Source organism: Roseobacter sp. HKCC-CH-9208 (genome assembly GCF_037805125.1).
Taxonomy (GTDB): domain Bacteria; phylum Pseudomonadota; class Alphaproteobacteria; order Rhodobacterales; family Rhodobacteraceae; genus M30B80.
In genome coordinates, this window is the sequence record NZ_JBBLYK010000001.1 from 1 (window position 1) to 23710 (window position 23710).

Consider the following 23710-nt stretch of genomic DNA (forward strand, 5'->3'; position numbering starts at 1 on the left):
CCAAGCGCGGTTTTGACCACCACATGATCCCGCAAATCCGCCCAAGCCCGTAATAATGCAGGGTGATGTGCCATCACCCGATAGACATTCAGCCGCCCCGCAAACCCCGCTTGCATATCCGCGATTTCGGCGGGCCAATGGGTGTTGTCGAGGGGCGGGTAGCGGGTCATTTCTAGGCTCTTCCCTCAGAGGCTACGCGCAAGGCGCAACCCATCATAAATTGCGGCATGGGTGTTGCGCGGTGAGACTGCATCACCAATGCGGTAGAGGTCAAACTGCCCGTCTGGATTTTTGATAATCTTTTGGGACTGCCCCGCAAGAAAGGCATGGTAATCCAACTCGCCCAAATTGCGCGACTGCGGTTTGAGCGCAAAATAAAGATCATCAAGCGGCGTTGTGCCTTGATTGACCACGACCTGGTCCACCTCGCGGGTTTCTATTTTGTCGCTATAGTCACTGATTAAATGCGCGGTCAGGCGATTGCCTGTGCGCGTTACGTGGCTGAGATACCATGTGATGGTCATCTGCGCGCCTGAGTGTTGCAGCGCACGAATATAGGGGGTGAGGTTCATGCCCATCACCTCGGGCGCGATGGCGCGGTCGCGGGTGACGATCTCAATGCTGCGGGCATGGGGGGCTGCAAATTCTGCGGCCTGCAACCCTGCGTGATCGCCTGCCTCATCAAAGATCAGCATATCGCCTTCGGGTTTGACATCGCCCGATAAAACATCCCATGCGCTGCAAATGAGGTCGCTGCCCGTCTCTAACCCCCCTTCGCGGGCCATCCCGCCTGTGGCCACAATCACCACATCGGGCGCAGTCGCCAAAACATCTTCGGGTTCGGCATAGGTGTTATATTGCAGGCGCACGCCAAGCTTTTCGCATTGTGCAACCCGCCATTCGGTGATCGCCAACATCTCGCGGCGGCGGGGCGATTGCGCGGTGAGGCGAATTTGCCCGCCTGCCTGCGGGGCGGCCTCAAGGAGATGCACTTGATGCCCGCGCGTGGCCGCAACCCGCGCGGCCTCAAGGCCCGCAGGGCCCGCGCCGATAATCGTGACGCGGGTCGGGGTGTCTGTTGGCGCAATCTTATGCGGTTGGCTCAATTCCCGCCCCGTTGAGGGGTTGTGCAAACAAAGCGCCTTTTCGCCCTGATAGATGCGGTCGATACAGTAATTGGCGCCCACGCAGGGGCGAATATCCTCCTCGCGCCCCTCGAGAAGTTTTGCCATGATATGCGGGTCGGCAATATGCGCCCGCGTCATTCCCACCATATCCAACTTTCCCGCAGCAATGGCGTGGCGCGCGGTCGATAAATCGGGAATACGCGCGGCATGAAAGATCGGGATGCCCGTCTGCGCGCGTAACTCGCCCGCAAAATCCAGATGCGGGGCCGAGGCCATGCCCTGCAACGGGATCACGCGGGTCAGGCTTGCATCGGTGTCGATATTGCCCCGAATGACGTTTAGGAAATCGACCATCCCGCTGTCGCGCAGGCGGCGGGCAATCTCTTGGCCTTCGGTGGCAGAAATACCGCCCTTGATATCTTCATCAGCCACAAAACGGACGCCAACGATGAAATCATCCCCAACGCGGGCACGAATGGCGTGCAGGACATCCATCGAAAAAGCCATGCGCGTCTCAAGCGTTTCAGCCCCGTATCGCCCGTCTAGGTGATTGAGGCGGGGCGACCAAAATGCATCCATCAAATGGCCGTAGGATTCCAATTCGATCCCGTCTAGCCCTGCATCCTTCATCCGTTCAGCCGCATCGGCGTAATCACTGATGATCCGCGCGATGTCCCAATCCTCAAGCACTTTGGGATAGGCGCGATGTGCGGGCTCGCGCAGCGCACTTGGCGAGAGGACAGGCAGCCAATCGCCTGTGTCCCAGCGCGTGCGCCGCCCCAGATGGGTGAGTTGGATCATCACGGCCGCGCCCTCGTCATGCACCTCGCGGGCAAGACGGGCCATATGCGGGGTGATCTCGTCCCGATAGGCCAAGAGATTGCCAAAGGCGGGCGGGCTGTCGCGGCTGACCACGGCAGAGCCCGCCGTCATGGTCAGCGCAATGCCAGCACGGGCGCGTTCCACATGATAGGCGCGATAGGCATCGGTGGGTAGGCCATCCTCACTATAGGCAGGCTCGTGGCTGGTGATCATGACCCGATTGCGCAAGGTCAGATGTTTCAGCTGAAACGGCTGCAAGATCGGGTCTGCCATAGGATGCCTCTTAACGGTTTGCGACTGTGTCAGCCTAGGCTGGCCGTGGCAGGCTCTGCTTGTCAAGGAAGGGGCGCGTCACGAAAAGGCGCGTTTGCGCCATTTGCGCCTAGGCGGCCCCTGCCATGACCCAATGTGCAGGCAGGGCATTGGCCAAGACCAATTCGGCATTTGGCAGGTCATTGGCATCGCGCCTTGCGCGGGCCGCTTCGGGGGTGTGGCCGTGATCAATCCATCTCTGCAACAGCCGCGCCTCTCCGCTGTGGGCTGACGGCTTTAAGTTTCGCCAAATCATATATTTTTTTTTAGAACCCAATCAGGCCGCGGGAAATGGCAGGTATACCCATTGGGAAGGCGCTCAAGATAATCTTGATGCTCAGGTTCTGCCTCCCAAAACGGGCCGACAGGCGCCACCTCAGTCACAACCTTTCCAGGCCAAAGCCCCGATGCGTTTACATCTGCGATAACCTCTAACGCAGTTTCGCGTTGTGCTTCATCGACATAGAAGATCGCAGAGCGATAGGACATCCCAATATCATTTCCCTGACGGTTCAACGTGGTGGGGTCATGAATTTGAAAGAAAAACGCCAACAGATCGCGATAGGTTAGGCGCTCGGGATCAAAGAAAATTTCAATCGCCTCGGCATGGGTGCCATGGTTGCGATAGGTGGCATTTTGAACATCGCCCCCCGAATAGCCAACACGGGTTGCACACACCCCATCCATGCGGCGGATCAATTGTTGCATCCCCCAAAAGCATCCACCTGCTAAAACCGCCCGTTCTTGCGCCATTGTTTACGCCTCCAACATCATCAGATAATCGCCATACCCTTCGGCTTGCATATCTGCTTCGGGAATGAAACGTAAAGCGGCCGAATTGATACAATAGCGCAAGCCCCCGCGATCCCGCGGCCCATCGGGAAAAACATGGCCCAAATGGCTGTCGCCATATTTCGAACGCACCTCAACGCGCACCATCCCATGGCTGAGGTCGCGCTTTTCGACCACCATTTCATCGCTGACGGGCTTTGTGAATGAGGGCCAACCACAGCCAGAATGAAATTTGTCATTCGACAAAAACAGCGGCTCGCCAGATACGATATCGACATAAATCCCGCGCGCCTCTAAATCGGTATAGGCCCCCGTAAAGGGGCGCTCGGTGCCATTTTCTTGGGTAATGTGGTATTGCTCGGGCGTCAGTGCCGCGATGGCCTGCGGCGTCTTTTGATATTTTGTCATGAGGAACGGCTCACTCCTTCTGGGGTTCGAGCCATAATGTGGGGGCGCCGCGCAAATTATCCAGTGAGAATGGTAAGTCACACAAAGACGTTACGCCGAAATAAGCGCACTTTATGCCGAATTGAGGCGGATATTGGCTGACTTACCCGCCCCAATGGCGGACATCGCCACAATCCATATGCACAAAGTTCGAGCGCGAATACCGTCCAACCCCACCCGCAGCGCAGCTTTCGGCCGCGCGCGCAATTTGACTGACGCTGCGGGAGGTGAGGCGCAAATCAGCCGCCTCGCCGACCATATGGAGTGAGTTGCGCGCAACACCTGACGAGCGTTGACGCAGCATCGCGTTGGTTGCAGGCGAGCGATAGCCAGACAACAACAGATAAGGTTCGTTCGTATCCAAAAGGTTATGAGAGGCCGCCATGATGTCGAGGGTGCGCGGGTCAATCGCATGCACCTCATTTTGGCGCCAATCGCGCATGAAGTAGCTGATTTCTTCGATTGCGGGGCGAATATAGTCGCCATCAATCCAGTAAATCATATCCAGCGTTTCGCCCGTGCGGCCATTGTGCATGCGCAATTTGCGAAAATCGCCTGCGCCGCGCAAAATCCCAAAGGCGTTGGCCGATACAGGTGCCGCCGCGATCGTTGTCGCAGCAAATGCCCGCAATAAGCCCCGACGGCTAATCAATTTCATTCCAGTCCCCATGCTTCTGCCCTGATTACCACTACACTCGATACGGGTGCCTCTGTCCCTTAGCTGGACGGATCCAGCGTGAATGGCAGCGGGCGGTTTTTTATTTGCACGATACGTCACGAAATATGACACAGGTGAAATGATTGTGAAAGCATTGATTAACCTTTTGGCGGGCAGGGTCTTTCGATTCGGCGGAAATTTGCCAATCGGTGTAATGCTTTGTTTTTAAGTAAAAATTCGCCTGTCTCTGCACAGGTTTGGCCTCGTGGTGCCCATCAGACGCTCGTTAAGGTTAAAAAACATCTGTTGCAATGCTGCATAGGCGTGACGCCTGAGCGATCGTGCGCCCGCGATTGGAGATGGACGGCGCGGGCCTTCTTCCCCATATTTGGCGGAGGGGTTCGTTTGAAAATAGGTATTATCGTGAGTGTTGAAAAAACTGGTTTTTGGGTTGAGTTGGTGGCTGGGGCGGGCTTAGGCCTGATCATCGCGGGCGCTGCCGTGGCGCAAAGCCTGCCTACCACGGTGGTCACCTCACCGCCATCATCGGCGCAGTTCTGGCAAGATGTCGCCGCGCGCGAAGAAATGGCGGCCCGCTTTGCCAATAATCCTGAGGTATTCGTCTTTTATGCCGCACGCGATTTTGCACCAATTTGGACCGGCGAGGGGCCTGAATTTGAGCTGCGCCGTGCTGCGCTGCTTGCGGCCCTTGAGGCATCTGGCGATCACGGCCTGCCGCGCGCGACTTATGACATCGCAGGTTTACGCGCGGGCTTTGCAACTGGGGCAGATATTGCAACCGAGTTGCGCGCGGCTTTGACCTATCTGGACTATGCGCAAGATATCAGCGCAGGGGTGTTAGAGCCTGCAACCTTGGCCGAAGACATTCATAAAACCACCCCACGCCAAAGCAGTGAGGCATTACTTTCAGGCTTCGCTTCGGCTGATAATCCAATGATATATCTGTCAAATTTGACGCCGCAGCACCCACAATATGCTCGCCTTCAGCGCGCAATGTTTGATTTGGCGCGCGTGGTTGAGGCGGGCGGATGGGGGGCGCCTGTGGTGGCCGAAAGACTGGAATTGGGCGACCAAGGGCCCGCTGTCGCGGCCCTAATTGCGCGGCTGCAAGCGATGGGATATCTCGCCGAAGAGCCCAGTTCTGCATCCGTAACCCTATCAACCGCGAATGATGCGCAAACGGCGACCGAAGCGCCCGTGCCACCCCTGTTCGATGACAGGCTGGTCGGGGCGGTGATGCGCTTCCAAGCGGATAACGGGTTAACCCAAGATGGAATTGTTGGCGCCAATACATTGGCCGCGATCAATGTGGATGCCGAAACGCGCCTTAAAGATGTGATCTTAGCCATGGAGCGGCAACGTTGGATGAATTTTGACCGCGGTGAGCGCCATGTCTTGGTCAATATCCCTGACTTCCATGCGACTGTGGTGGATCAAGATGTCGTGACCTTCTCAACCCGTTCGGTTGTTGGGCACCCCAATCCACGCCGTCACACGCCCGAATTCTCAGACGTTATGGAATATATGGTCATTAACCCCAGTTGGACGGTGCCCCGTTCAATCACCACACGCGAATATCTGCCGCAATTGCAAGAAGACCCCACCGCGCAAAGTCAGTTGGAATTATGGGGCGGAGGACAAGTTGTTGATCGCGCGCAGGTGGATTTCACCCAATACACGGCAAGCACCTTCCCGTATACGTTGCGCCAAGCCCCCTCAACCAGCAATGCCTTGGGGTTGGTGAAATTCATGTTCCCCAATCCGTGGAACATTTACCTGCATGACACACCTGCAAAAAACCTTTTTGCGCGCGAAACGCGGGCCTATAGCCATGGCTGCGTGCGGCTGCAGGATCCGTTTGACTTCGCCTATCATCTTTTGGACCATCAAGTGGACGATCCCGAAGCCTATTTCGCGCGTATCCTTGCAACGGGTCGCGAAACAACGGTGCGGCTTGAAACACCGATCCCCGTGCATTTGGTCTATTGGACATCCTTTGTGGACCCTGATGGGCGTCTGCAGCACCGCGCCGATATTTATGGGCGCAATGCCGATTTGTGGCAGGCCCTTGAGGCGGCGGGGGTTTCCGTTGCGGCAATCTCAAGTTAAAGGCAAAGGGTGGCCCCGTGGTTGGGCCATAGCAAAAATAAGGCGCATCCCACATGGCTGACAGCAGCATTGAGCATATCGCCAAGGAATTGGGCGCAAAAGCCGAAGGCGCGGTTGGATTGGTCGTCTCGCGCCTGTCCGAGCCCGCCACGGCGGCCGCTGATCATCTGGCCTTGGCGATGTCAGAAAAATATCTGCCCGATTTGGCCAAAGGACAGGCCAAGGCTGCGATTTTGGCTGAGGGCACGGATTGGAAGGCCCTTGGATTAGAGGCTGCGATTTTAATCGCCCGTCCGCGCTATGCGATGGCGGGTGTTACGGCCCTCATGGATCAAGGGCCGCATATTGTGGCAGGAATTCACCCCAGCGCGGTGGTTGACCCAAGCGCCCAAATTGGCGCGGATGCTGCCATCGGACCTTTTGTGGTCATCGCGGCGGGCGCCATCATCGGGCCACGCGCCCGTATCGCCCCGCATGTCAGCATTGCCGAAGGCGCGGAAATTGGTGCTGATGCGTTGATCCATGCGGGTGTGCGCATCGCGCATCATGTGCAAATTGGGGATCGTGTGATCATTCAACCCAATGCGGTGATTGGGGGGGATGGGTTCTCTTTCGTCACCCCAGAAAAATCCCAAGTCGAAATTGCCCGCCAATCTTTAGGGAAATCAGACGCGGCGCAGACCCCGCAATCTTGGGCGCGCATTCATTCTTTGGGTCGTGTCGTCATCGGGGATGATGTCGAAATTGGCGCAGGCGCTGCGATTGACCGTGGCACTGTAGCGAATACGGAAATCGGATCAGGCACAAAGATCGATAATTTGGTTCATATCGGCCACAATTGCCGCATTGGTCGCGATTGCCTGCTCTGCGGGCAGGTCGGGTTTGCGGGATCTTGTAGCGTGGGCGATCGCGTGGTTCTGGGCGGGCAGTGCGGTGTCTCCGATAATATCGAGATCGGCTCTGATGTGGTCGCCGCAGGGGCCACCAAGATTTATTCTAGCCTTCCATCGGGCAGAATGGTGATGGGCAGCCCGGCTGTCAAAATGGAGACACATATCGAGATGTATAAGGCGCTAAGGCGATTGCCGCGTCTTGCAAAAACTGTGGCGGCGCTTGAGAAGAAATTGACCAATCCGTAAGGTTAGGCCTTTGGATATGCTGATGGAGGCAAGGTTTTATGTCTGGAGATATTTCTGAGCGGATCATCAAGATCATTGCAGAACAAGCGGTGCTTGAGACAAGCGATGTCTTGCCTGAAAAAACACTCGAAGATTTGGGGGTCGACTCGTTAGGGTTGGTCGAAGCCATCTTTGCCATCGAAGAAGAATTCGACATTCAGGTGCCGTTCAACGCCAATGAGCCTGACAAAAGCGATTTTGATATCTCATCGGTTGCGGCCATTGTGGCGGCGGTCGAAAAACTCGTGGCCGAGCAGCACGCATGAGGCGCGTTGTTATCACGGGGCAGGGCACAATCAATGCATTAGGGCATGATGTGCCGACCACCTTGGCCGCGATGCGCGAAGGAAAATGCGGGATTGGCCCCCTTGATTTGCGCGATGTGGATCGGCTGTCCGTCAAAATTGGGGCGCAGGTGAGGGGCTATGATCCTGAGGCGCGGTTCAACCGCCAGCAAATCGCGCTCTATGACCGCTTTACGCAATTCACCTTAATCGCTGCGCATCAAGCCTTAGATCATTCTGGCCTTGTCTTTGGGGGCGAGGCGGCCACGCGGGCGGGCGTAGTTCTGGGCACGGCAGGGGGCGGTGTTAATACATGGGACGAGAATTACCGCACTGTCTATGAAGAGGGAAAAAATCGCGTTCACCCCTTTGTTGTTCCCAAGCTGATGAACAATGCCGCAGCCAGCCATGTGTCGATGGAATGGAACCTTAAGGGGCCATCCTTTTCGGTCGCCACCGCCTGCGCCTCGTCAAACCATGCGATGGGTTTGGCTTTCCAATTGATCCGCGGCGGGGCCTGTGACGTTATGGTTACAGGCGGGTCTGAGGCGATGCTCTCCTTTGGCGGGGTGAAAGCTTGGGAAGGGTTGCGGGTCATGTCCAAAGATGCGTGTCGCCCGTTTTCGGCCAACCGCAATGGGATGGTGCAGGGCGAAGGGGCCGCGGTGTTTGTGTTCGAAGACTATGATCACGCCAAACGGCGTGGTGCCGAGATTTTGGCCGAAGTGGTGGGGTTTGCCATGACATCGGACGCGGCGGATATCGTCATGCCGTCCAAGCAAGGGGCAGGTCGTTCGATTTCAGGCGCGCTCAAGGATGCGCGGCTGAACCCTGAGGATATTTGCTATATCAATGCGCATGGCACGGGCACGGCGGCCAATGACAAGGTGGAATGCGCGGCTGTCGCCGATGTATTTAGCCATCACGCCGATGATCTGATGATATCCTCCACCAAATCGATGCACGGGCATTTGATCGGCGGCACAGGCGCGGTCGAGCTGTTGGCCTGTATCATGGCGCTGCGTGATGGGGTGATTGCACCCACCATCGGCTATGAGGAGCCCGACCCTGAATGTGCCCTTGATGTTGTCCCCAATGAGGCACGAGAGGCCAAGGTTGATGCAGTTCTCTCCAACGCCTTTGCCTTTGGCGGGTTGAACGCGGTTTTGGCCCTAAAAGCAGCGCCCTAAGCGGGGCGCTGCTCATGATGGTTTATTCAGGTTGAAGGCTAGCAAAGGCTGCGGTGAACCCGTCAAAAGACAGGGTTAGGGCAACCTCTGCATCAGGCGCAGCAATTGGCACAATGGTGACAGCCGCCGCCGTTGCCCCTTCGAAGGCGTCAATATTGTCTTGGGTCAGACCGATTTGCACCACGCATCCACCGGGTTGGCAGAAATTGAACGGGAGGCGGTTTTCATCGAATTCATCGACCTTGAACCGAACACCCGGCAAAAGCAGCGTATCAATCGGGGTTGCGATGCTGATCGCGCCCACCGTATCGCCGCCGTCAATGACATTGGCAATGCTGACCTCGGCCACGTTATTGCCATCCGTATCTTGCAGCACCTGCGAAATCAGACAGGCTTGCGCCTCGCCTTCGCCGCTGCAAATTTTTTTCCATGCGCCAAAGGTTTCAGTGTCTTGCGCGAAGGCCTGTGGGGCCACGCCCCCGCAAAGCGCCAGCGCCAGAACCGTATGCGAAAGGTGACGTGAAAATCGGGTCATAATATCCTCATATGTCATGTGACCTCTGCGCTAACATAGCATGGCACCATTGTCAGCGGGTGCAGCGCGATATGATTTAAATTCTTGGCCGGCGGGGCAGAATTGCCATGATTTACATGTGGCGCGTTCCCAACAAAAAAGAGCCTCGCAACGAGGCCCTTTTTTGATCAGTCTTTGCGACTGATTTATCGCTCCCTGTCGGACTGGCCGATCTATTGTCACGAACGCTATGTCAGGATTTTCATTCCGTCAACAGGGGTTTTTTATGAAGCTGCGATTTTTTGCTGCGGGCCCTTGGGGCACAAAAAAGCCGCGCGCGAGTTTTCAGCAGCGCGCCGTTATACTGCGGGGGACAGCCCCAAGCGAAAAGCACCCTTGCGTGGCGATAGTGTTGGCACAGCCTTTGCCAAAAGTTTCGCCCGTCAAATGGGCACAAGGGCAGGGCGCGCGGTGATGCGCGGCGTCTTGGGGGCGCTCACGGGGCGTTGAGATGTCCCCTGCTAGATCACGGCTCTGTGATCAGGGGTGCGGCTCTTTCGCGCTAACCCCTTGGATGCGGGCGGCTTTGTCGTTACTCTTTGCCGCGAAGGGACGGCAAAATCTGGATCATGCTGGCCGCGATGTGATGAAGGAGGGCAGAGATGATCGTTGAAATTGGCCATTTTTCTTTGGTTTTGGCCTTTGCCGTGGCTGTGTTCCAAATGATTGTGCCGATGATTGGCGCACATAAAAATTGGAGCGCATGGATGGCGGTTGCCGGCCCCGCGGCCAGCTTGCAATTCGCGCTTGTGGCGATTTCCTTTGCCGCGCTGACCTATGCCTTTGTGACCTCTGATTTCTCGCTGAATTTGGTTGTTGCCAATTCCCATACCGACAAGCCGCTACTGTATAAAATCAGCGGTGTCTGGGGCAATCACGAAGGCTCGCTATTGCTATGGGTTTTGATTTTGGCACTATTTGGGGCCTCAGCGGCGTGGTTCGGTGGAAACCTGCCGCCGCGACTGCGCGCGCGCGTTTTGGCCGTGCAATCTTCGGTGGGGGTTGCATTTTACGCCTTCATTTTGTTCACATCGAACCCGTTTTTGCGGCTCGAATTGCCGCCCTTTAATGGCCAAGATTTGAACCCGCTTCTGCAAGATCCTGGTCTCGCCTTCCACCCACCGTTTTTATACTTGGGATATGTCGGCCTCAGCATGGCGTTTTCTTTTGCTGTGGCGGCCTTGATCGAAGGGCGCGTTGATGCAGCATGGGCCAGATGGGTGCGCCCTTGGACATTGGCGGCATGGGTGTTTCTGACCATCGGGATCGGCCTTGGGTCTTGGTGGGCCTATTACGAGCTTGGTTGGGGTGGGTTCTGGTTCTGGGATCCTGTTGAAAACGCCTCTTTCATGCCGTGGTTGATTGCGGCGGCCCTGTTGCATTCGGCAATTGTGGTCGAAAAACGCGAGGCGCTGAAAAGCTGGACAATTCTCTTGGCGATTTTGGCCTTTGGTTTCTCGCTGATCGGAACATTTATCGTGCGGTCGGGCATCATCACTTCGGTGCACGCCTTTGCCAATGATCCAGAGCGCGGGATGTTTATTCTAATGATCTTGGTCGTTTTCATGGGCGGGGCCTTTACGCTCTATGCTTTCCGCGCAAGCGCGATGGAGGCTAAGGGCGTGTTCTCAACTGTGAGCCGCGAAAGCGGTTTGGTCTTGAATAACCTTCTTTTGGCGGTGTCATCCTTTGTTGTGTTCATCGGCACAATCTGGCCCTTGGTGGCGGAGATGTTTTGGGGCCGCACCGTTTCTGTGGGGCCACCTTTCTTTAATGCGGCCTTTACGCCCTTCGCCTTTGCCATTGCGGTGGCCTTGCCCATTGGGGCGGTCTTGCCGTGGAAACGCGCGCAGCTTGGCCGTGCGATGCGCCTGATGAGCGGCGTGGCTCTTTTGACCATCGCGCTTTTAGGTTTGTTTTATGCGCTTGGAACGGGGCGCTCGTTGGCGGGGTTGATCACCCTCGCGCTTGGGGTTTGGCTGGTTGCAGGGGCCGCGGTTGATCTGTGGCAGCGCACAGGGCAGGGGCGTGAGATTGCCGCGAAATTTAGCCGCCTGACCCGCCTGCCGCGCGCCGATTGGGGCAAGGCCTTGGCCCATGCGGGGCTTGGCATCACCTTTATTGGTGTGGGGGCCTTGGTGACCTATCAAATCGAAGATATCCGCGTGGCGCAAATTGGCGAAGAATTCGATGTGGGCGCCTATCATTTGATTGTGCGCGATGTGCGCGAGGTGCAGGGGCCAAATTACATCTCAACCATGGCCTTTGTCGAAGTCGCCAAAGACGGGCGTATCGTGGATCTTTTGACCCCTGAAAAGCGGATATATCCCGTGGCGGGTATGCCCACCACAGAGGCCGGGATCGACAGTGGATTTACCCGTGATGTTTATGTGGCGCTTGGCGATCCTCAGTTGGATGGAGGGTGGGCCGTGCGCACATGGATCAAACCCTTTGCAAATTGGATTTGGGGCGGTGCAATTATCATGGCCCTTGGCGGGGCGCTTAGCCTGACCGATCGCCGCTATCGTGTCGCGGCGGGGGCCGCGCGGGATCGGGCCGCTATTGGGGTGCCTGCCGAATGACGCGGGCCTTCGCAAAAGCCGCGCTTGCCGCAATGTGGTTGATTTCAAGCCCCGCGCTTGCGGTGCAGCCTGATGAAGTTTTGCCTGATCCTGCCCTCGAGGCGCGGGCGCGTGAGATTTCAGCCGATTTGCGCTGCGTGGTGTGTCGCAATGAATCGATTGACGAAAGCAACGCCACAGTCGCCCGCGATCTGCGCATTTTCGTGCGCGAACGGATCATGATGGGCGATAGCAACGAGCAGGTCATCGCAGAGGTGGTGGATCGATATGGTGAATATGTGCTGATGCGCCCGCCGATGTCGGGCAGCAATCTGGCGCTTTGGCTCGCAGGGCCTGCCTTGCTTTTGTTGGGCTTTGGTGTGGCCTTTGCCTTTATCCGCACGCGAGCGCGCAGCACGAACCCCACCGAAGCAGAACTCACCCCGGATGAGCAGGCCGCCCTTGCGCGTATTCTTAGCGACAAGCAAAGTTGAGCCTTCCAAACCCAGATTGAGGCGATCATGAACTACGAGCGGATTCTCTATCAATTGGATGATGGCATTGCGGTGATTACGCTCAATCGACCCGATGTCTTAAATGCGCTCGACACGCAGATGCGGGCCGAATTGACCTATGCGATAGGGCAGGTGGGGGCCTCTGTGCGGGTTTTGGTGATCACAGGCGCAGGTCGCGCCTTTTGCGCGGGACAGGATCTGGGCGATGCGGGCCGTGTGGCTGATCTCAATCTTGAGCGGGTCTTGCGGGATGAATACATGCCGCTGATCTCAGCGATTGCCGATTGCCCGATCCCTGTGATTGCGGCGGTCAATGGCGTGGCGGCGGGGGCGGGTGCAAGCCTTGCCTTGATCTGTGATATCGTCATTGCCGCCGAAAATGCACGATTTATCCAAGCTTTTGCACAAATCGGCCTCATGCCTGATGCGGGGGCAACTTGGGTTTTGCCCCGCCTCGTGGGGCAGGCCCGTGCCATGGGGGCAGCACTTTTTGGCGAGCCTGTCACCGCGCGGGAGGCCGAAGCAATGGGGATGATTTGGCAGACCACAAGTGAGGCCGAGTTTGACGCCACATGGCGCGCCCGCGCCGCGCATTTGGCCAGTGGCCCCACACAGGCCTATAGCAAGATAAAATCTGCACTGCGCGCCTCTGCGCAACAGGGGCTTGAGGCGCAAATGTTGCAAGAAGCTGCGCATCAAGGCGCGCTCAGCCGTACGCGCGATTTCAAAGAAGGTGTTTTGGCCTTTAACGATAAGCGCAAACCCGCATTTGAAGGCCGCTAAGGCCGCTTGCGCAGGCTTGCCCCAAGGGGCGCCAAAGTGCTAGGGATGCAAGGCCGCGGGGGGATGTGATCGTCCCACTCACGCAAGGCGGAATTTGATAAAGGAAGACCAAAATGACGGGCGAGACGCCGAAAGAGGCAGATATTCATCTGATCCAGCGGATTATTCCGCATCGCTATCCGTTTTTGTTGATTGACCGCGTGCGCGATATCGAAGGGTATCATTCGGCCACGGGCATCAAGAATGTCACCTTTAATGAGCCTCATTTTCAGGGTCACTTCCCATCCGCCCCCATTATGCCCGGCGTCACAATCATCGAGGCGATGGCGCAAACTGCCGCGGTGATGGTCGGGGTGGCTATGGGTATGGCTGATCGCAATTTGCTTGTGTATTTCATGGGTATTGATGCCTGCAAATTCCGCCGCAAGGTTGTGCCGGGCGATGTGCTCGAGCTGAAAATCGAAACCACGCGCGGCAAACCCGGTGGTAAGGTTTGGCGCTTTAAGGGGCTGGCCACTGTCGAGGGGGAAATGGCAGCCGAGGCTGAATTTACCGCGATGATGGATCTTGAGGGTGCCACGGGTGGGGCTGCGTAATGGCGATTGATCCTTCGGCCTCTATCCATCCATCGGCTGTCGTTGAAAGCGGGGCAACTATCGCTGCGGGCTGTCATATTGGCCCGTTTTGCCATGTTGGCCCTGAGGTGACCTTGCATGAGGGGGTGGTGCTTAAATCCCACGCTGTGGTCACAGGAATGACCGAAATTGGCGCTGAAACCGTGATTTTTCCCTTCGCGAATATCGGCGATATTCCGCAAGATTTGAAATATGCGGGTGAAAAGACGCAGCTGATTGTGGGCAAACGCAATCGCATCCGCGAAGGTGTGACCATGAATACGGGCACAGATGGCGGGGGCGGGATCACCCGTGTTGGTGATGACAACCTCTTTATGACAGGCGCGCATGTTGGCCATGACGCAATCGTGGGCAACCATGTTGTGGTGGCCAACCAATCCGCTATTGCAGGCCATTGCATCATTGAGGATGGCGTGATCATCGGCGGGCTTTCGGGCATCCACCAATTTGTGCGCATCGGGCGCGGGGCCATCATCGGCGCGGTCACGATGGTGACCAATGATGTTATTCCCTATGGCCTTGTGCAAGGCCCGCGCGGGGCCTTGGATGGTCTGAATTTGGTTGGCCTAAAACGCCGTGGCGTGGCCAAAGAAGATATCAATGCGTTGCGCGCCGCCTATCAGGCCTTGGCGCAAGGCGAAGGTGCATTTCAGGAACGCGCGCGCCGTTTATCAGAAGAGGCACCAAATTCCCAATATGTAAGGGACGTGGTGGATTTTGTGCTGAAAGGCTCGGATCGGTCATTCTTAACGCCGGGTTGAACGGGGGGATCATGCCAAAACGCGCAATCTTGGCGGGTGGGGGTGCTCTTCCGCAATCGCTGCTTGAGGCGGGGGACGCGATATTGGTCACCTTCCACGGCACGCCCGTGGATGCCCGCGCACCGCAGCAGATTGAGGCGCGGTTTGAGCAATTGGCCTCCCTGTTTGCGCGCCTAAAATCCGTGGGCGTGACGGAACTGTGCCTTGCAGGCGCAATGCGCCGCCCCGTGTTTGACCCCACTGCGCTTGATGCGGGCACAGCCGCGCTGATGCCGCGCCTTATGGCGGCGTTGCAGCAGGGGGATGATGGGCTGTTGCGCGCCGTGATCGCGCTGTTGGAGGAACAGGGATTCAAAATTTGCGCCCCACATGACATCCGTCCCGATCTTTTGGCGTCCGAGGGCGTGATGGTGGGCGAGGTGAGCACGGCTTTGCGCGCCGATGCACATCGCGCTGCCGCCGTTTTGGCGGCGCTTGCACCCCAAGATGTCGGCCAAGGTGCTGTGGTTGCAAAGGGCCAAGTTCTTGCGATTGAAACCCTACCCGGCACAGATGCGATGCTAGAATTCGTGGCGCAGACTTGCCCCAATTCGGGGGGTGTTTTGATGAAGCGCCCCAAGGCAGGACAGGATTTGCGCGTTGATATGCCCGGAATTGGCCCGCAGACGATTGCGATGATGCAAAAGGCGGGGCTGTCGGGCTTGGTGGTGCAGGCGGGTGGCGCGCTGATCCTTGAGCGGGAAAAGGTTCTCGCCCGCGCGGCATTGGCGGGCATCACCCTATGGGCCGCGCCGTGAAACTGTTTCTCATTGCGGGCGAACCTTCGGGCGATGCGCTTGGGGCCAGCCTGATGGCGGGGCTGAAGGCCGCGCGTTCTGACATTGAATTCTCAGGCATTGGTGGCCCGTTGATGCAGGCCGAAGGGCTAAACAGCCTGTTTCCCATGTCTGATCTGTCGGTCATGGGGCTGGCTGAGGTGCTGCCGCGCCTTCGGCGTTTGTTCAAGCGCCGCGATCAGGCGGTCAATGCGGTGATTGAGGGGCAGATTGATGCGCTCATCACCATTGATAGCCCTGATTTTTGCTTGCGCGTGGCCAAGCAGGTGAAGAAATGCGCACCGAAGCTTCCTGTGATCCATTATGTCGCCCCAACTGTCTGGGCATGGCGGGCGGGGCGTGCGCGTAAAATGGCACGCTTTGTTGACCATGTACTGGCGCTGTTTCCGTTTGAGCCGCCATTGATGCAGGCTGTGGGGATGGGCTGTGATTTTGTGGGGCATCCAGTCGCGCAGATGCCGCAAGCCGCGCCCGAGGACTGCAGCGCCTATCGCGCGGGCCTTGGTGTTGGGGCAGGGGATCCCTTGCTGTTGCTGCTGCCTGGCTCGCGGCGGGGCGAAATTGCGCGGCTTGGCCCCCGATTTGGGCAGGTTGCGCGCGGGTTCTTGCATGCGCATCCACGCGGCCATCTCGTTTTGCCTGCGGCCCCCGCCATTGCCGATGATGTCGCGCGGATGATGGCCGCTTGGGATCTTGGGCCAAGGGCGCACCTGCTCGACCCGCGTGCCGCGGGCGCGGACTATCCACATCAAAAATCCTGCGCTTTTGGGGCGGCGGATCTGACGCTTGCGGCTTCGGGGACAGTGTCCTTGGAATTGGCTGCCGCAAAAACCCCGATGGTGATTGCTTATGATATGGCGCCGCTGTCACGAGTTTTGATGCGGTGGATGTTGAAAATTGACACGGTCACTTTGGTCAATTTGGTCAGCGAATCCCGCCACATCCCCGAATTTTTGGGGAAGGACTTTGAACCTGCGCCTGTTTTGGCGGCGCTTGAGCGGTTGGTGAGCGATCAGACTGCGCGCAACGATCAAATCCAAGCCGCCGAAGTGACGATGGCGCAGCTTGGGGCAGGGGATCGCGACCCAAAGGCCCGCGCGGCAGAGGCAGTTTTGCGGGTTTTGGAGAAGGAAATTGTGGGGTAAAATATAACCCCATATCCAAGCAATTGATTTTCAATAATTAATCATAATTTAGGCGTGCTAAAGAGGCTTGACCTTACCCCGTCTCTGCCGCATAAGCCTGCCATCTTTAACGGGGGTCGCACAGGCGGCCTCTTTTTTCGGTCAAAATCTAAGACCAAGGAACGTATACATGAAAACCTTTACCGCAACTCCTGCGGATATCGACAAGTCATGGATCGTGATTGACGCTGAGGGCGTTGTTCTCGGTCGTCTTGCCTCGATCATCGCCATGCGGCTGCGCGGCAAGCACAAGCCGTCCTTCACGCCCCATATGGATATGGGCGACAATGTCATCGTCATCAACGCTGAAAAAGTGCAGGTGACGGGCAACAAGCGCAACAAGCCAAACTATTGGCACACAGGCTATCCCGGCGGGATCAAGAGCCGCACCACAGGCCAGATCCTCGAAGGTGCGCATCCTGAGCGCGTTGTGATGCAGGCGGTCAAGCGCATGCTTCCCGGTGGCCCGCTGTCGCGCCGCCAGATGACCAATCTGCGCGTCTATGCAGGTGCAGCGCACCCGCATGAGGCACAAAACCCCACAGTTCTGGATGTAAAATCCATGAACAAAAAGAACACGCGGAGCTAAACCATGGCCGAGACACTCTCTTCGCTCGATGAGCTGAAAGGCGCCGTGGCTGAGGGCTCTGCCCCCGCCGCAGGTGCGACATCCATTTCCGTGGATGCCTCCCCCCGCGAGCCTGTGCGCGATGCGCTTGGCCGCTCTTATGCAACGGGTAAGCGGAAAGATGCGGTTGCCCGCGTCTGGATCAAGCCAGGCTCTGGCAAGGTCACCGTGAACGGCAAAGAGATCAAAACCTACTTTGCCCGCCCTGTGTTGCAGATGATCCTGCGTCAGCCTTTCTCTGTGGCTGGTGTGGAAGATCAGTTCGATGTGATGGCAACCGTCAAAGGCGGTGGCTTGTCAGGTCAGGCAGGCGCGGTAAAGCACGGCATCTCTAAGGCGCTGCAGCTTTATGATCCCTCCTTGCGCGGCGCGCTGAAGGCGGCAGGCTTCCTGACCCGCGACAGCCGCGTTGTGGAACGTAAGAAGTTCGGTAAGCGCAAAGCGCGCCGCAGCTTCCAGTTCTCCAAGCGTTAATCTGGATCAACGCTGTTCAAGATTACAAAAAGGCCACCCGTTTGGGTGGCCTTTTTCTTTGTCCCTTTGACGCGTCCCCATTCTGTGCGCGGTCAATTTACATGGCGCGCGCATAGTCCTGTGGTGTTGGCATTGCCCCGTTCTGTGTTGGATAGGCCTGATTATGGCCCTGTGTCGTCTCCCCAAGCTTGAAGAACTGCAATTCCCCCGTCAGGCCCGTTGCGGCCTTCGTCATCTTGCCGCTGTCCTTGACCAATTCCTCGGCCATCGTGGCGTTTTCTTGGGTCGCGCGTTCCATATTGAAAATGGCGCTATTAATATCGGCAAGGGCGATGCTTTGTTCGCTGACACCCGCCACGATGCCATCGACCTCATGGGCGATTTGGCCAATATCTTCGAAAATGCGGCGCAGTTCGCTGCCTGTTTTATCGACCAAATCAACCCCGCCTGATCTGCGATGGCAGAAAGGCGGGCCTCTTCGCCATCAATATCATGCTGATGTGGTGTGGCGCGCTGTAGGGTCATGAAGGAATCCGTCATCTATATTCAGTTACAAATGATAAAGCACAGCTTAAGGTTAAGTTTAGCCTCTCGCGCAAAAAATATTTGATGCAAAGATTTTGAATCAAAGCTTCGATTTTGCTGCGATCATCTTATCGCAGAAGGTTGTTGCCCCATGCACGGAAAAGTTGAAACAGCCGTATGATCAAGCGAGAGATTTCCAGCCATGCGCGATAGGGCAAAACCGTCAAATAGCGCCATTTGGGCAGTTTGAAATCTGGCCCTTGGTTTTGGATTTGCGTAACCTCGCCGGTAATTTGCGCGCAAGGCAGGGGTTTGACGAAAACCGCCCGAAGGCCTGCAAGATATTCGAGGTCAAACATAATGTCATAGGCCAACCGCATGGGCAGTTGCCGCACCAACCATTTGGCCGCGCGCCGATTGACCATATAGGCCCCCGCACCTTTTTCGCGGGTTAGGGCCAGGGCTAGACGATAGCGCCCTGTAAGCCCGCTATAGGGAATGGCGCGGCCCGTATTCACAGTTGAAAGGCGCAGAATATCCCATTCGCCCGCCCGCGCGACTGCGGCCTGCATCACCTGCGTAAAATCAGGCTCGAATGTAATGTCATCTTCTAAGATCAGCGCGTGATCCGCGTCACTGTTTAGAAATTCGCGCAGGGCCTCGATATGGCTGAAGTAACACCCAACCTCAGCGGGTGCGCGTCTGCGGCCATGCAGCAGGCGATAGGCCAAATCGCTGAAATCAGGATGCGGAAACTGCAGCATTTTGCCATCCACCGCCGCGATCCGCTGATAGGGCAGGCCAATCGCCCGAAGCCGCGCGTCAAGTTTGGCCAAGCGCGCAGGCGCTCGATCCAAATTGATCAGATAGGTTTTCACCTTATCAAGGGAGGCGCGTGCAGATTGGGGCATGGATATTATGAGGGCCTGTCAGTGTTGGTGAAAAAGGGGCTACAGGCTTGCCTGCGTTGGTGCAAGGGCCAAGGCGCAGGCAATGGTGCGGCACGACTGTGCAGAATATTCGCGCAAGCGCCCGATCTTGCGCCTTCACGCATCGAATCCCTTGCGCAAAGATTGATTTCTTCTAAAGGTCGAATGCTATGCACCCCTGATTAGGGGCAAATTTGGGGGATATAAATGGCCCGATCCTTTGATCTGGGAAGGTTCCTGCGCCGCGATGAGACCAAAGGAATGGTTCTGATCGCGCCCCCATTCATTTACGCGGTTTTGCTGCTGGCGGCCCCTTTGACCGCGATTGTTTTGTTTTCCTTCTGGACGCAGGATTTCATGACGATTGATCGCAGCTTTACTTTGTCGAATTACCGCGAGGCTTTCACAGACCCGCTATATATGGAATTGCTGTCGCGCTCTCTGCGCATATCGTTATCGGTGACGGCCATCACAGTCGTGTTGGCATTTCCCGTGGCCTATTTCGTGTCCTTCTATGTGGCCCCAGAACGCAAATCCTTGTGGCTGTTTTTGATCACAATCCCGTTTTGGACAAGCTACCTGATCCGCGTGTTTTTGTGGCGGGTGATTTTGGCCTATGATGGGCCCGTAAACGGCACATTGGTGGGCCTTGGTGTGATAGACGAGCCTTTGGCCTGGATCCTCTACTCGGCCAATTCCGTGGTTATTACCTTGGCGCATGCTTATGCCCCCTTTGCGATTTTGCCGATTTTCGTCAGCCTTGAGAAAATAGATCGATCCTTGCATGAGGCGGGGCGTGATTTGGGGGAAAACCGTGTGATGGTGTTTTTGCGTGTCACATTGCCCCTTGCGATGCCGGGTGTTTTGGCCGCGGTTTTGATCGTGTTTATTCCGACAATCGGCGATTACGTCACTCCGCGTCTTGTGGGCGGGTCGGATGGCACGATGATTGCGAATATGATCCAAACACAATTCATGCGCCTTAATAACGCGCCGATGGGGGCGACCTTATCGGTTTTGGCGATGCTGATGGTGGGGTTTGTCTCGCTTGTGATGATCCTTGGCACATTGCGGTGGACACGCGGGGGCAAATCGAAATGAAGGGGCAAAGCCTTAAGATCTATGTGATCCTTTATTTGGTGTTTTTATACGCGCCGATTGTGCTTTTGCCATTATTTGCCTTCAATTCGGGCACGGTCATCGCCTTCCCGTTGCAAGGCTTTACCTTTGGCTGGTTCATCGAGGTTTTCACCACCCAAGCCTTGGTTGAGGCCACGCGCAATTCCGTCTTTATCGCGGTCTCGGTTGCGGTCTTGTCGACCTGTTTTGGCCTGTTCGCGGCACGCGCCGCCACGCGGTATAATTTTCCTGCCAAAGGGGGAATTGTGGGCTTTGTCATGTTGCCCTTGGTTCTACCCGAAATCATTGTGGCGGTGTCCTTATTGGTCGTGTTGATCCAAGCAGGGCTGTCCACGGGGATTTGGTCGGTGATTGCAGGCCATGTTTTGATCTGCACCCCGTTTTCAATTGCGATCCTGCAAGGCAGCTTTACCAATATGGACAAAAGCCTAGAAGAGGCGGCTGTGGATTTGGGCGAAACACCCCTCAGCACGTTTCGCCTTGTCACCTTGCCGCTTGTCGCACCTGGCATCATTGCGTCCCTTTTGATCTGCTTCACGATCAGTCTGGACGAATTTATTATCGCCTTCTTCCTGTCTGGGAATGAGCCAACCTTGCCCGTTTATATCTGGGGTTTGCTGCGCTTTCCTGCGCGGGTTCCTGTGATCATGGCGCTTGGCACATTGTTGGTGGCGTTGTCGATTATTCTGTTGATCACTGCCGAATATTTCCGCCGCCGTGGCCTGCGCCGTGCAGGCAAGCGCGATGTTGGAGGGTTTTTATGACCAAGCAAGAGCCAATCATCCGTCTAGAGAATGTCCACAAATATTACGGTGATTATCATGCGCTGCGGGGCATCACGGCCGAAATCGGGCAGGGTGAATTCTTCTCGCTGCTGGGGCCATCAGGCTGCGGCAAGACCACGCTTTTGCGCGCGATTGCGGGCTTTGAGGATATCTCCTCAGGCGCGATCATGCTTGGCGGCAAGAATATGGAGGGGGTGGCGCCAAACCATCGCCCCACCAATATGGTGTTTCAATCCTATGCGATTTTCCCGCATTTGAATGTCGAGCAAAACGTGGCCTTTGGTTTGCGAAAATCGGGGATGTCTGCAGCGGATAAGACACGCGCCGTAGGGCAGGCCTTGGAAATGGTGGGCCTTGGGGGCTATGGCGTGCGCGCGGCACATGCGCTTTCGGGCGGGCAAAGGCAGCGTGTCGCCTTGGCCCGTGCCCTGATCCTAAAGCCTAAGGTTTTGCTTCTTGATGAGCCGCTTTCGGCCTTGGACAAAAAAATGCGCGAGGTGATGCAGGTTGAATTGATCAAACTGCAACGCGAAGTGGGGATTACCTTTATCCTTGTGACCCATGACCAAGAAGAGGCTTTGGTCATGTCTGATCGCATCGCGGTGATGTTCGAGGGCGAGATTGCGCAATTGGATGACCCCGAGCGCCTTTATCGCCGCCCTGTCAGCCGCAGGGTAGGGGAATTCATCGGGATGATGAATTTCCTTGAGGGCAGTTTGGAACACTCGGGCGGTTTGTCTGTAGATATCGCGGGGCTTGGCCGCGCGGAGATCGCCCCTGAGCAAGTGGTTGGATCAGGCGCTGCGGGGGCCGTTTCCATTGGGCTGCGCCCTGAAACCCTGTCGATCCTCTTCGACGATGATCCCAAATCCGCGCGCACCGCTCAAGGTGTGGTGGATGAGGTCGTCTATTATGGCGATATGACCTATTATGATTTGCGCCTTGATGGGGCTGCGCGCCCTGTGCGGATTTCTATGCGCAATGTGGTGGGCCGCCCTGTTCTTGAGGTTGGCGCGCGAGCCCGCGTCAGTTGGGATCCCCGCGCGTTTACGGTCTTCACTTAACACTGCTTTTCTACAAAAAACATATAGGTGCCATTCTCTTGGTGAGATGAGATCAGGGCGTGGCCCGCCTCGGCACAAAAATGCGGCACATCAATCTGGGCCATCGCATCGGTGGCGCAGAGCTTGACCACCGCGCCGATCTGCGCCGCCCGTATCGCCTTTTGCAGACGCAAAACAGGCAGCGGGCAGCGTAAATCGCGCGCATCAATTTCAATCTCATATGGGATATGGTCTTGCATGGGGTGTGGCTTAGCGCGCGGGCCTGCCTGCCGTCCACAAGAATGTGATCTCCTGCGCAGAGCGGCCATAGGTGACGCAGGGGCAAAAATACCCTAAAGCCAAACTTATGTTCGGAATCGATCTATATGACGCATCGCTTTTGCCCGCGATCCTAGTGGCGTTAACCGCAGGGGTGCTGAGTTTTCTCAGCCCTTGTGTGTTGCCCATTGTTCCACCTTATCTGGCCTATATGGGCGGGATCAGCTTAGACGATGCCAAGGGGCGGGGACGCAATCGTGCGGTCGTTGCAGCCTTGTTTTTTGTTCTGGGCCTTTCGACCGTGTTTTTATTTTTGGGCTTTACCGCTTCGATTTTCGGCCAGTTTTTTCTGCAAAACCAAATTCTTTTATCCCGTATCTCGGGCGCGGTTATCATCGTTTTTGGCCTTCATTTTTTAGGGGTTTTCCGTATCCCGATGTTGGATCGCGAAGCACGGCTTGATGCGGGTGATCGGGGCGGGTCTGCACTTGGGGCCTATGTTTTGGGCTTAGCTTTTGCCTTTGGCTGGACGCCGTGCATCGGCCCGCAGCTTGGCGTGATCCTGACCTTGGCCGCGAATGAGGCCAGCCTTGCGCGCGGCACAATCTTACTTGGGGTATATGCCGCAGGCTTGGGGGTACCGTTCCTGCTAAGCGCGCTGTTTCTTGAGCGTGCGATGGGGGTCATGGCGCGGCTCAAGCGCCATATGAAGCTGATCGAGCGGCTGATGGGGGCGCTTTTGATTGTCGTGGGGCTTGCCCTTTTGACGGGTGCGTTTTCCGCCGTTTCTTTCTGGCTTTTAGAGAATTTCCCAGCCCTTGGTGCGCTTGGTTAAAGGTTCCTTTTTCATATAGCAATTTCCACTCTTTCGGCGATAGTCTGGCCGCATGGATCGGGTGGGTCATATCGTGCGCCGTAGGGCGGTGTTCTTTGTGCCAGGGTTTGACCCTGCGCCGCCAAGCGCCTTGCGCGAACGGTATCGCCGCGACGCCGCGAAACAGGCCCATCTCACCCTGCGCGCCGCCAATGGGATTTGGCTAAACATCACGCAGCGCTAACGGTAGCGATAACATCGCCCATGCCCCTATGCAGGCTTGTTTTATTGGCGTATGCAGCCA

General features: G+C 56.6%; 28 protein-coding genes. 19 read left to right on the forward strand and 9 right to left on the reverse strand.

The window, feature by feature from the left end:
- Positions 1-185 precede the first annotated feature (185 nt).
- The 5 genes from AAC621_RS00010 to AAC621_RS00030 form a co-directional block, all read right to left on the reverse strand.
- Positions 186-2222, reverse strand: a complete 2037-nt coding sequence (locus AAC621_RS00010; RefSeq protein WP_340250948.1) for an NADH:flavin oxidoreductase — start codon at positions 2220-2222, stop codon at positions 186-188.
- Positions 2223-2331: 109 nt separating this feature from the next.
- Positions 2332-2466, reverse strand: coding sequence for a hypothetical protein (locus AAC621_RS00015; protein WP_340250950.1), 135 nt, complete (start codon positions 2464-2466; stop codon positions 2332-2334).
- A gap of 47 nt (positions 2467-2513) precedes the next feature.
- Positions 2514-3014: a peptide-methionine (S)-S-oxide reductase MsrA gene (gene msrA / locus AAC621_RS00020; RefSeq protein ID WP_340250952.1), complete on the reverse strand. Its 501-nt coding sequence runs from the start codon at positions 3012-3014 to the stop codon at positions 2514-2516.
- Between the two features lie 3 nt (positions 3015-3017).
- Positions 3018-3461, reverse strand: coding sequence for a peptide-methionine (R)-S-oxide reductase MsrB (gene msrB / locus AAC621_RS00025; protein ID WP_340250954.1), 444 nt, complete (start codon positions 3459-3461; stop codon positions 3018-3020).
- 142 nt (positions 3462-3603) lie between these two features.
- The gene (locus AAC621_RS00030; protein ID WP_340242585.1) at positions 3604-4158 is read right to left on the reverse strand and encodes a YcbK family protein; all 555 of its coding nucleotides are present in this window, start codon (positions 4156-4158) and stop codon (positions 3604-3606) included.
- A 423-nt stretch (positions 4159-4581) separates the two neighbouring features.
- On the opposite strand from AAC621_RS00030, the gene AAC621_RS00035 reads away from it, so the two are divergent.
- The 4 genes from AAC621_RS00035 to AAC621_RS00050 are packed head-to-tail and all read left to right on the forward strand — an operon-like array spanning position 4582 to position 8940.
- On the forward strand, positions 4582-6288 hold the full coding sequence (locus tag AAC621_RS00035) for a L,D-transpeptidase family protein (protein ID WP_340250956.1): 1707 nt from the start codon (positions 4582-4584) through the stop codon (positions 6286-6288).
- 53 nt (positions 6289-6341) lie between these two features.
- Positions 6342-7427 (forward strand): UDP-3-O-(3-hydroxymyristoyl)glucosamine N-acyltransferase, encoded by a 1086-nt coding sequence (locus tag AAC621_RS00040; protein WP_340250958.1) that lies wholly within the window; start codon positions 6342-6344, stop codon positions 7425-7427.
- A gap of 38 nt (positions 7428-7465) precedes the next feature.
- Positions 7466-7732: an acyl carrier protein gene (locus tag AAC621_RS00045; protein ID WP_340250960.1), complete on the forward strand. Its 267-nt coding sequence runs from the start codon at positions 7466-7468 to the stop codon at positions 7730-7732.
- Positions 7729-8940 (forward strand): beta-ketoacyl-[acyl-carrier-protein] synthase family protein, encoded by a 1212-nt coding sequence (locus tag AAC621_RS00050; RefSeq protein WP_340250962.1) that lies wholly within the window; start codon positions 7729-7731, stop codon positions 8938-8940. Before AAC621_RS00045 ends, AAC621_RS00050 begins: the two co-directional genes overlap by 4 nt.
- Before the next feature lie 22 nt (positions 8941-8962).
- On the opposite strand, the gene AAC621_RS00055 is transcribed toward AAC621_RS00050, so the two are convergent.
- Positions 8963-9475, reverse strand: coding sequence for an invasion associated locus B family protein (locus AAC621_RS00055; RefSeq protein WP_340250964.1), 513 nt, complete (start codon positions 9473-9475; stop codon positions 8963-8965).
- A gap of 294 nt (positions 9476-9769) precedes the next feature.
- Between AAC621_RS00055 and AAC621_RS00060 the strand changes: the two genes are divergently transcribed.
- The 10 genes from AAC621_RS00060 to rpsI all read left to right on the forward strand — a co-directional run bounded on the left by AAC621_RS00060 (position 9770) and on the right by rpsI (position 17891).
- Positions 9770-9964 carry a hypothetical protein gene (locus AAC621_RS00060; RefSeq protein ID WP_340250966.1) on the forward strand — a complete coding sequence of 65 codons (195 nt, stop codon included), beginning with the start codon at positions 9770-9772 and terminating at the stop codon, positions 9962-9964.
- A gap of 152 nt (positions 9965-10116) precedes the next feature.
- Complete coding sequence (locus tag AAC621_RS00065) at positions 10117-12096, forward strand: heme lyase CcmF/NrfE family subunit (RefSeq protein ID WP_340250969.1); 1980 nt, start codon at positions 10117-10119, stop codon at positions 12094-12096.
- Positions 12093-12569 carry a cytochrome c-type biogenesis protein gene (locus AAC621_RS00070; protein ID WP_340250972.1) on the forward strand — a complete coding sequence of 159 codons (477 nt, stop codon included), beginning with the start codon at positions 12093-12095 and terminating at the stop codon, positions 12567-12569. Before AAC621_RS00065 ends, AAC621_RS00070 begins: the two co-directional genes overlap by 4 nt.
- A gap of 27 nt (positions 12570-12596) precedes the next feature.
- A complete protein-coding gene (locus tag AAC621_RS00075; RefSeq protein WP_340250974.1) occupies positions 12597-13373 on the forward strand; it encodes an enoyl-CoA hydratase-related protein in 777 nt (258 codons plus the stop codon).
- A gap of 113 nt (positions 13374-13486) precedes the next feature.
- Positions 13487-13969: a 3-hydroxyacyl-ACP dehydratase FabZ gene (gene fabZ / locus AAC621_RS00080; protein WP_340250976.1), complete on the forward strand. Its 483-nt coding sequence runs from the start codon at positions 13487-13489 to the stop codon at positions 13967-13969.
- Complete coding sequence (lpxA, locus tag AAC621_RS00085; protein ID WP_340250978.1) at positions 13969-14769, forward strand: acyl-ACP--UDP-N-acetylglucosamine O-acyltransferase; 801 nt, start codon at positions 13969-13971, stop codon at positions 14767-14769. Before fabZ ends, lpxA begins: the two co-directional genes overlap by 1 nt.
- A gap of 11 nt (positions 14770-14780) precedes the next feature.
- The gene (locus AAC621_RS00090; RefSeq protein WP_340250980.1) at positions 14781-15566 is read left to right on the forward strand and encodes an LpxI family protein; all 786 of its coding nucleotides are present in this window, start codon (positions 14781-14783) and stop codon (positions 15564-15566) included.
- Complete coding sequence (gene lpxB, locus AAC621_RS00095) at positions 15563-16750, forward strand: lipid-A-disaccharide synthase (RefSeq protein WP_340250982.1); 1188 nt, start codon at positions 15563-15565, stop codon at positions 16748-16750. The genes AAC621_RS00090 and lpxB overlap by 4 nt, the downstream gene beginning before the upstream one ends.
- 169 nt (positions 16751-16919) lie before the next feature.
- Complete coding sequence (gene rplM / locus AAC621_RS00100; RefSeq protein ID WP_317654871.1) at positions 16920-17378, forward strand: 50S ribosomal protein L13; 459 nt, start codon at positions 16920-16922, stop codon at positions 17376-17378.
- Positions 17379-17381: 3 nt separating this feature from the next.
- On the forward strand, positions 17382-17891 hold the full coding sequence (rpsI, locus tag AAC621_RS00105; RefSeq protein WP_317654870.1) for a 30S ribosomal protein S9: 510 nt from the start codon (positions 17382-17384) through the stop codon (positions 17889-17891).
- 97 nt (positions 17892-17988) lie between these two features.
- On the opposite strand, the gene AAC621_RS00110 is transcribed toward rpsI, so the two are convergent.
- Positions 17989-18327: a methyl-accepting chemotaxis protein gene (locus AAC621_RS00110; protein ID WP_340250984.1), complete on the reverse strand. Its 339-nt coding sequence runs from the start codon at positions 18325-18327 to the stop codon at positions 17989-17991.
- 217 nt (positions 18328-18544) lie between these two features.
- Positions 18545-19327, reverse strand: a complete 783-nt coding sequence (locus tag AAC621_RS00115; protein ID WP_340250986.1) for a glycosyltransferase family 25 protein — start codon at positions 19325-19327, stop codon at positions 18545-18547.
- Between the two features lie 225 nt (positions 19328-19552).
- On the opposite strand from AAC621_RS00115, the gene AAC621_RS00120 reads away from it, so the two are divergent.
- The 3 genes from AAC621_RS00120 to AAC621_RS00130 are packed head-to-tail and all read left to right on the forward strand — an operon-like array spanning position 19553 to position 22334.
- Positions 19553-20446 carry an ABC transporter permease gene (locus AAC621_RS00120; RefSeq protein ID WP_340250988.1) on the forward strand — a complete coding sequence of 298 codons (894 nt, stop codon included), beginning with the start codon at positions 19553-19555 and terminating at the stop codon, positions 20444-20446.
- Entirely contained in the window at positions 20443-21249 is an 807-nt protein-coding gene (locus AAC621_RS00125) for an ABC transporter permease (RefSeq protein WP_340250990.1), read from the forward strand. Before AAC621_RS00120 ends, AAC621_RS00125 begins: the two co-directional genes overlap by 4 nt.
- Entirely contained in the window at positions 21246-22334 is a 1089-nt protein-coding gene (locus AAC621_RS00130) for an ABC transporter ATP-binding protein (protein ID WP_340250992.1), read from the forward strand. Before AAC621_RS00125 ends, AAC621_RS00130 begins: the two co-directional genes overlap by 4 nt.
- Here the strand turns inward: AAC621_RS00130 and AAC621_RS00135 are convergent.
- Entirely contained in the window at positions 22331-22573 is a 243-nt protein-coding gene (locus AAC621_RS00135) for a sulfurtransferase TusA family protein (RefSeq protein ID WP_340250994.1), read from the reverse strand. The two genes, AAC621_RS00130 and AAC621_RS00135, sit on opposite strands and share 4 nt — an antisense overlap.
- Positions 22574-22680: 107 nt before the next feature.
- On the opposite strand from AAC621_RS00135, the gene AAC621_RS00140 reads away from it, so the two are divergent.
- Together AAC621_RS00140 and AAC621_RS00145 are read left to right on the forward strand one after the other, a co-directional pair.
- Positions 22681-23427: a cytochrome c biogenesis CcdA family protein gene (locus AAC621_RS00140; protein WP_340250996.1), complete on the forward strand. Its 747-nt coding sequence runs from the start codon at positions 22681-22683 to the stop codon at positions 23425-23427.
- A 52-nt stretch (positions 23428-23479) separates the two neighbouring features.
- Positions 23480-23650, forward strand: coding sequence for a hypothetical protein (locus AAC621_RS00145; RefSeq protein WP_340250998.1), 171 nt, complete (start codon positions 23480-23482; stop codon positions 23648-23650).
- Positions 23651-23710: the final 60 nt, after the last annotated feature.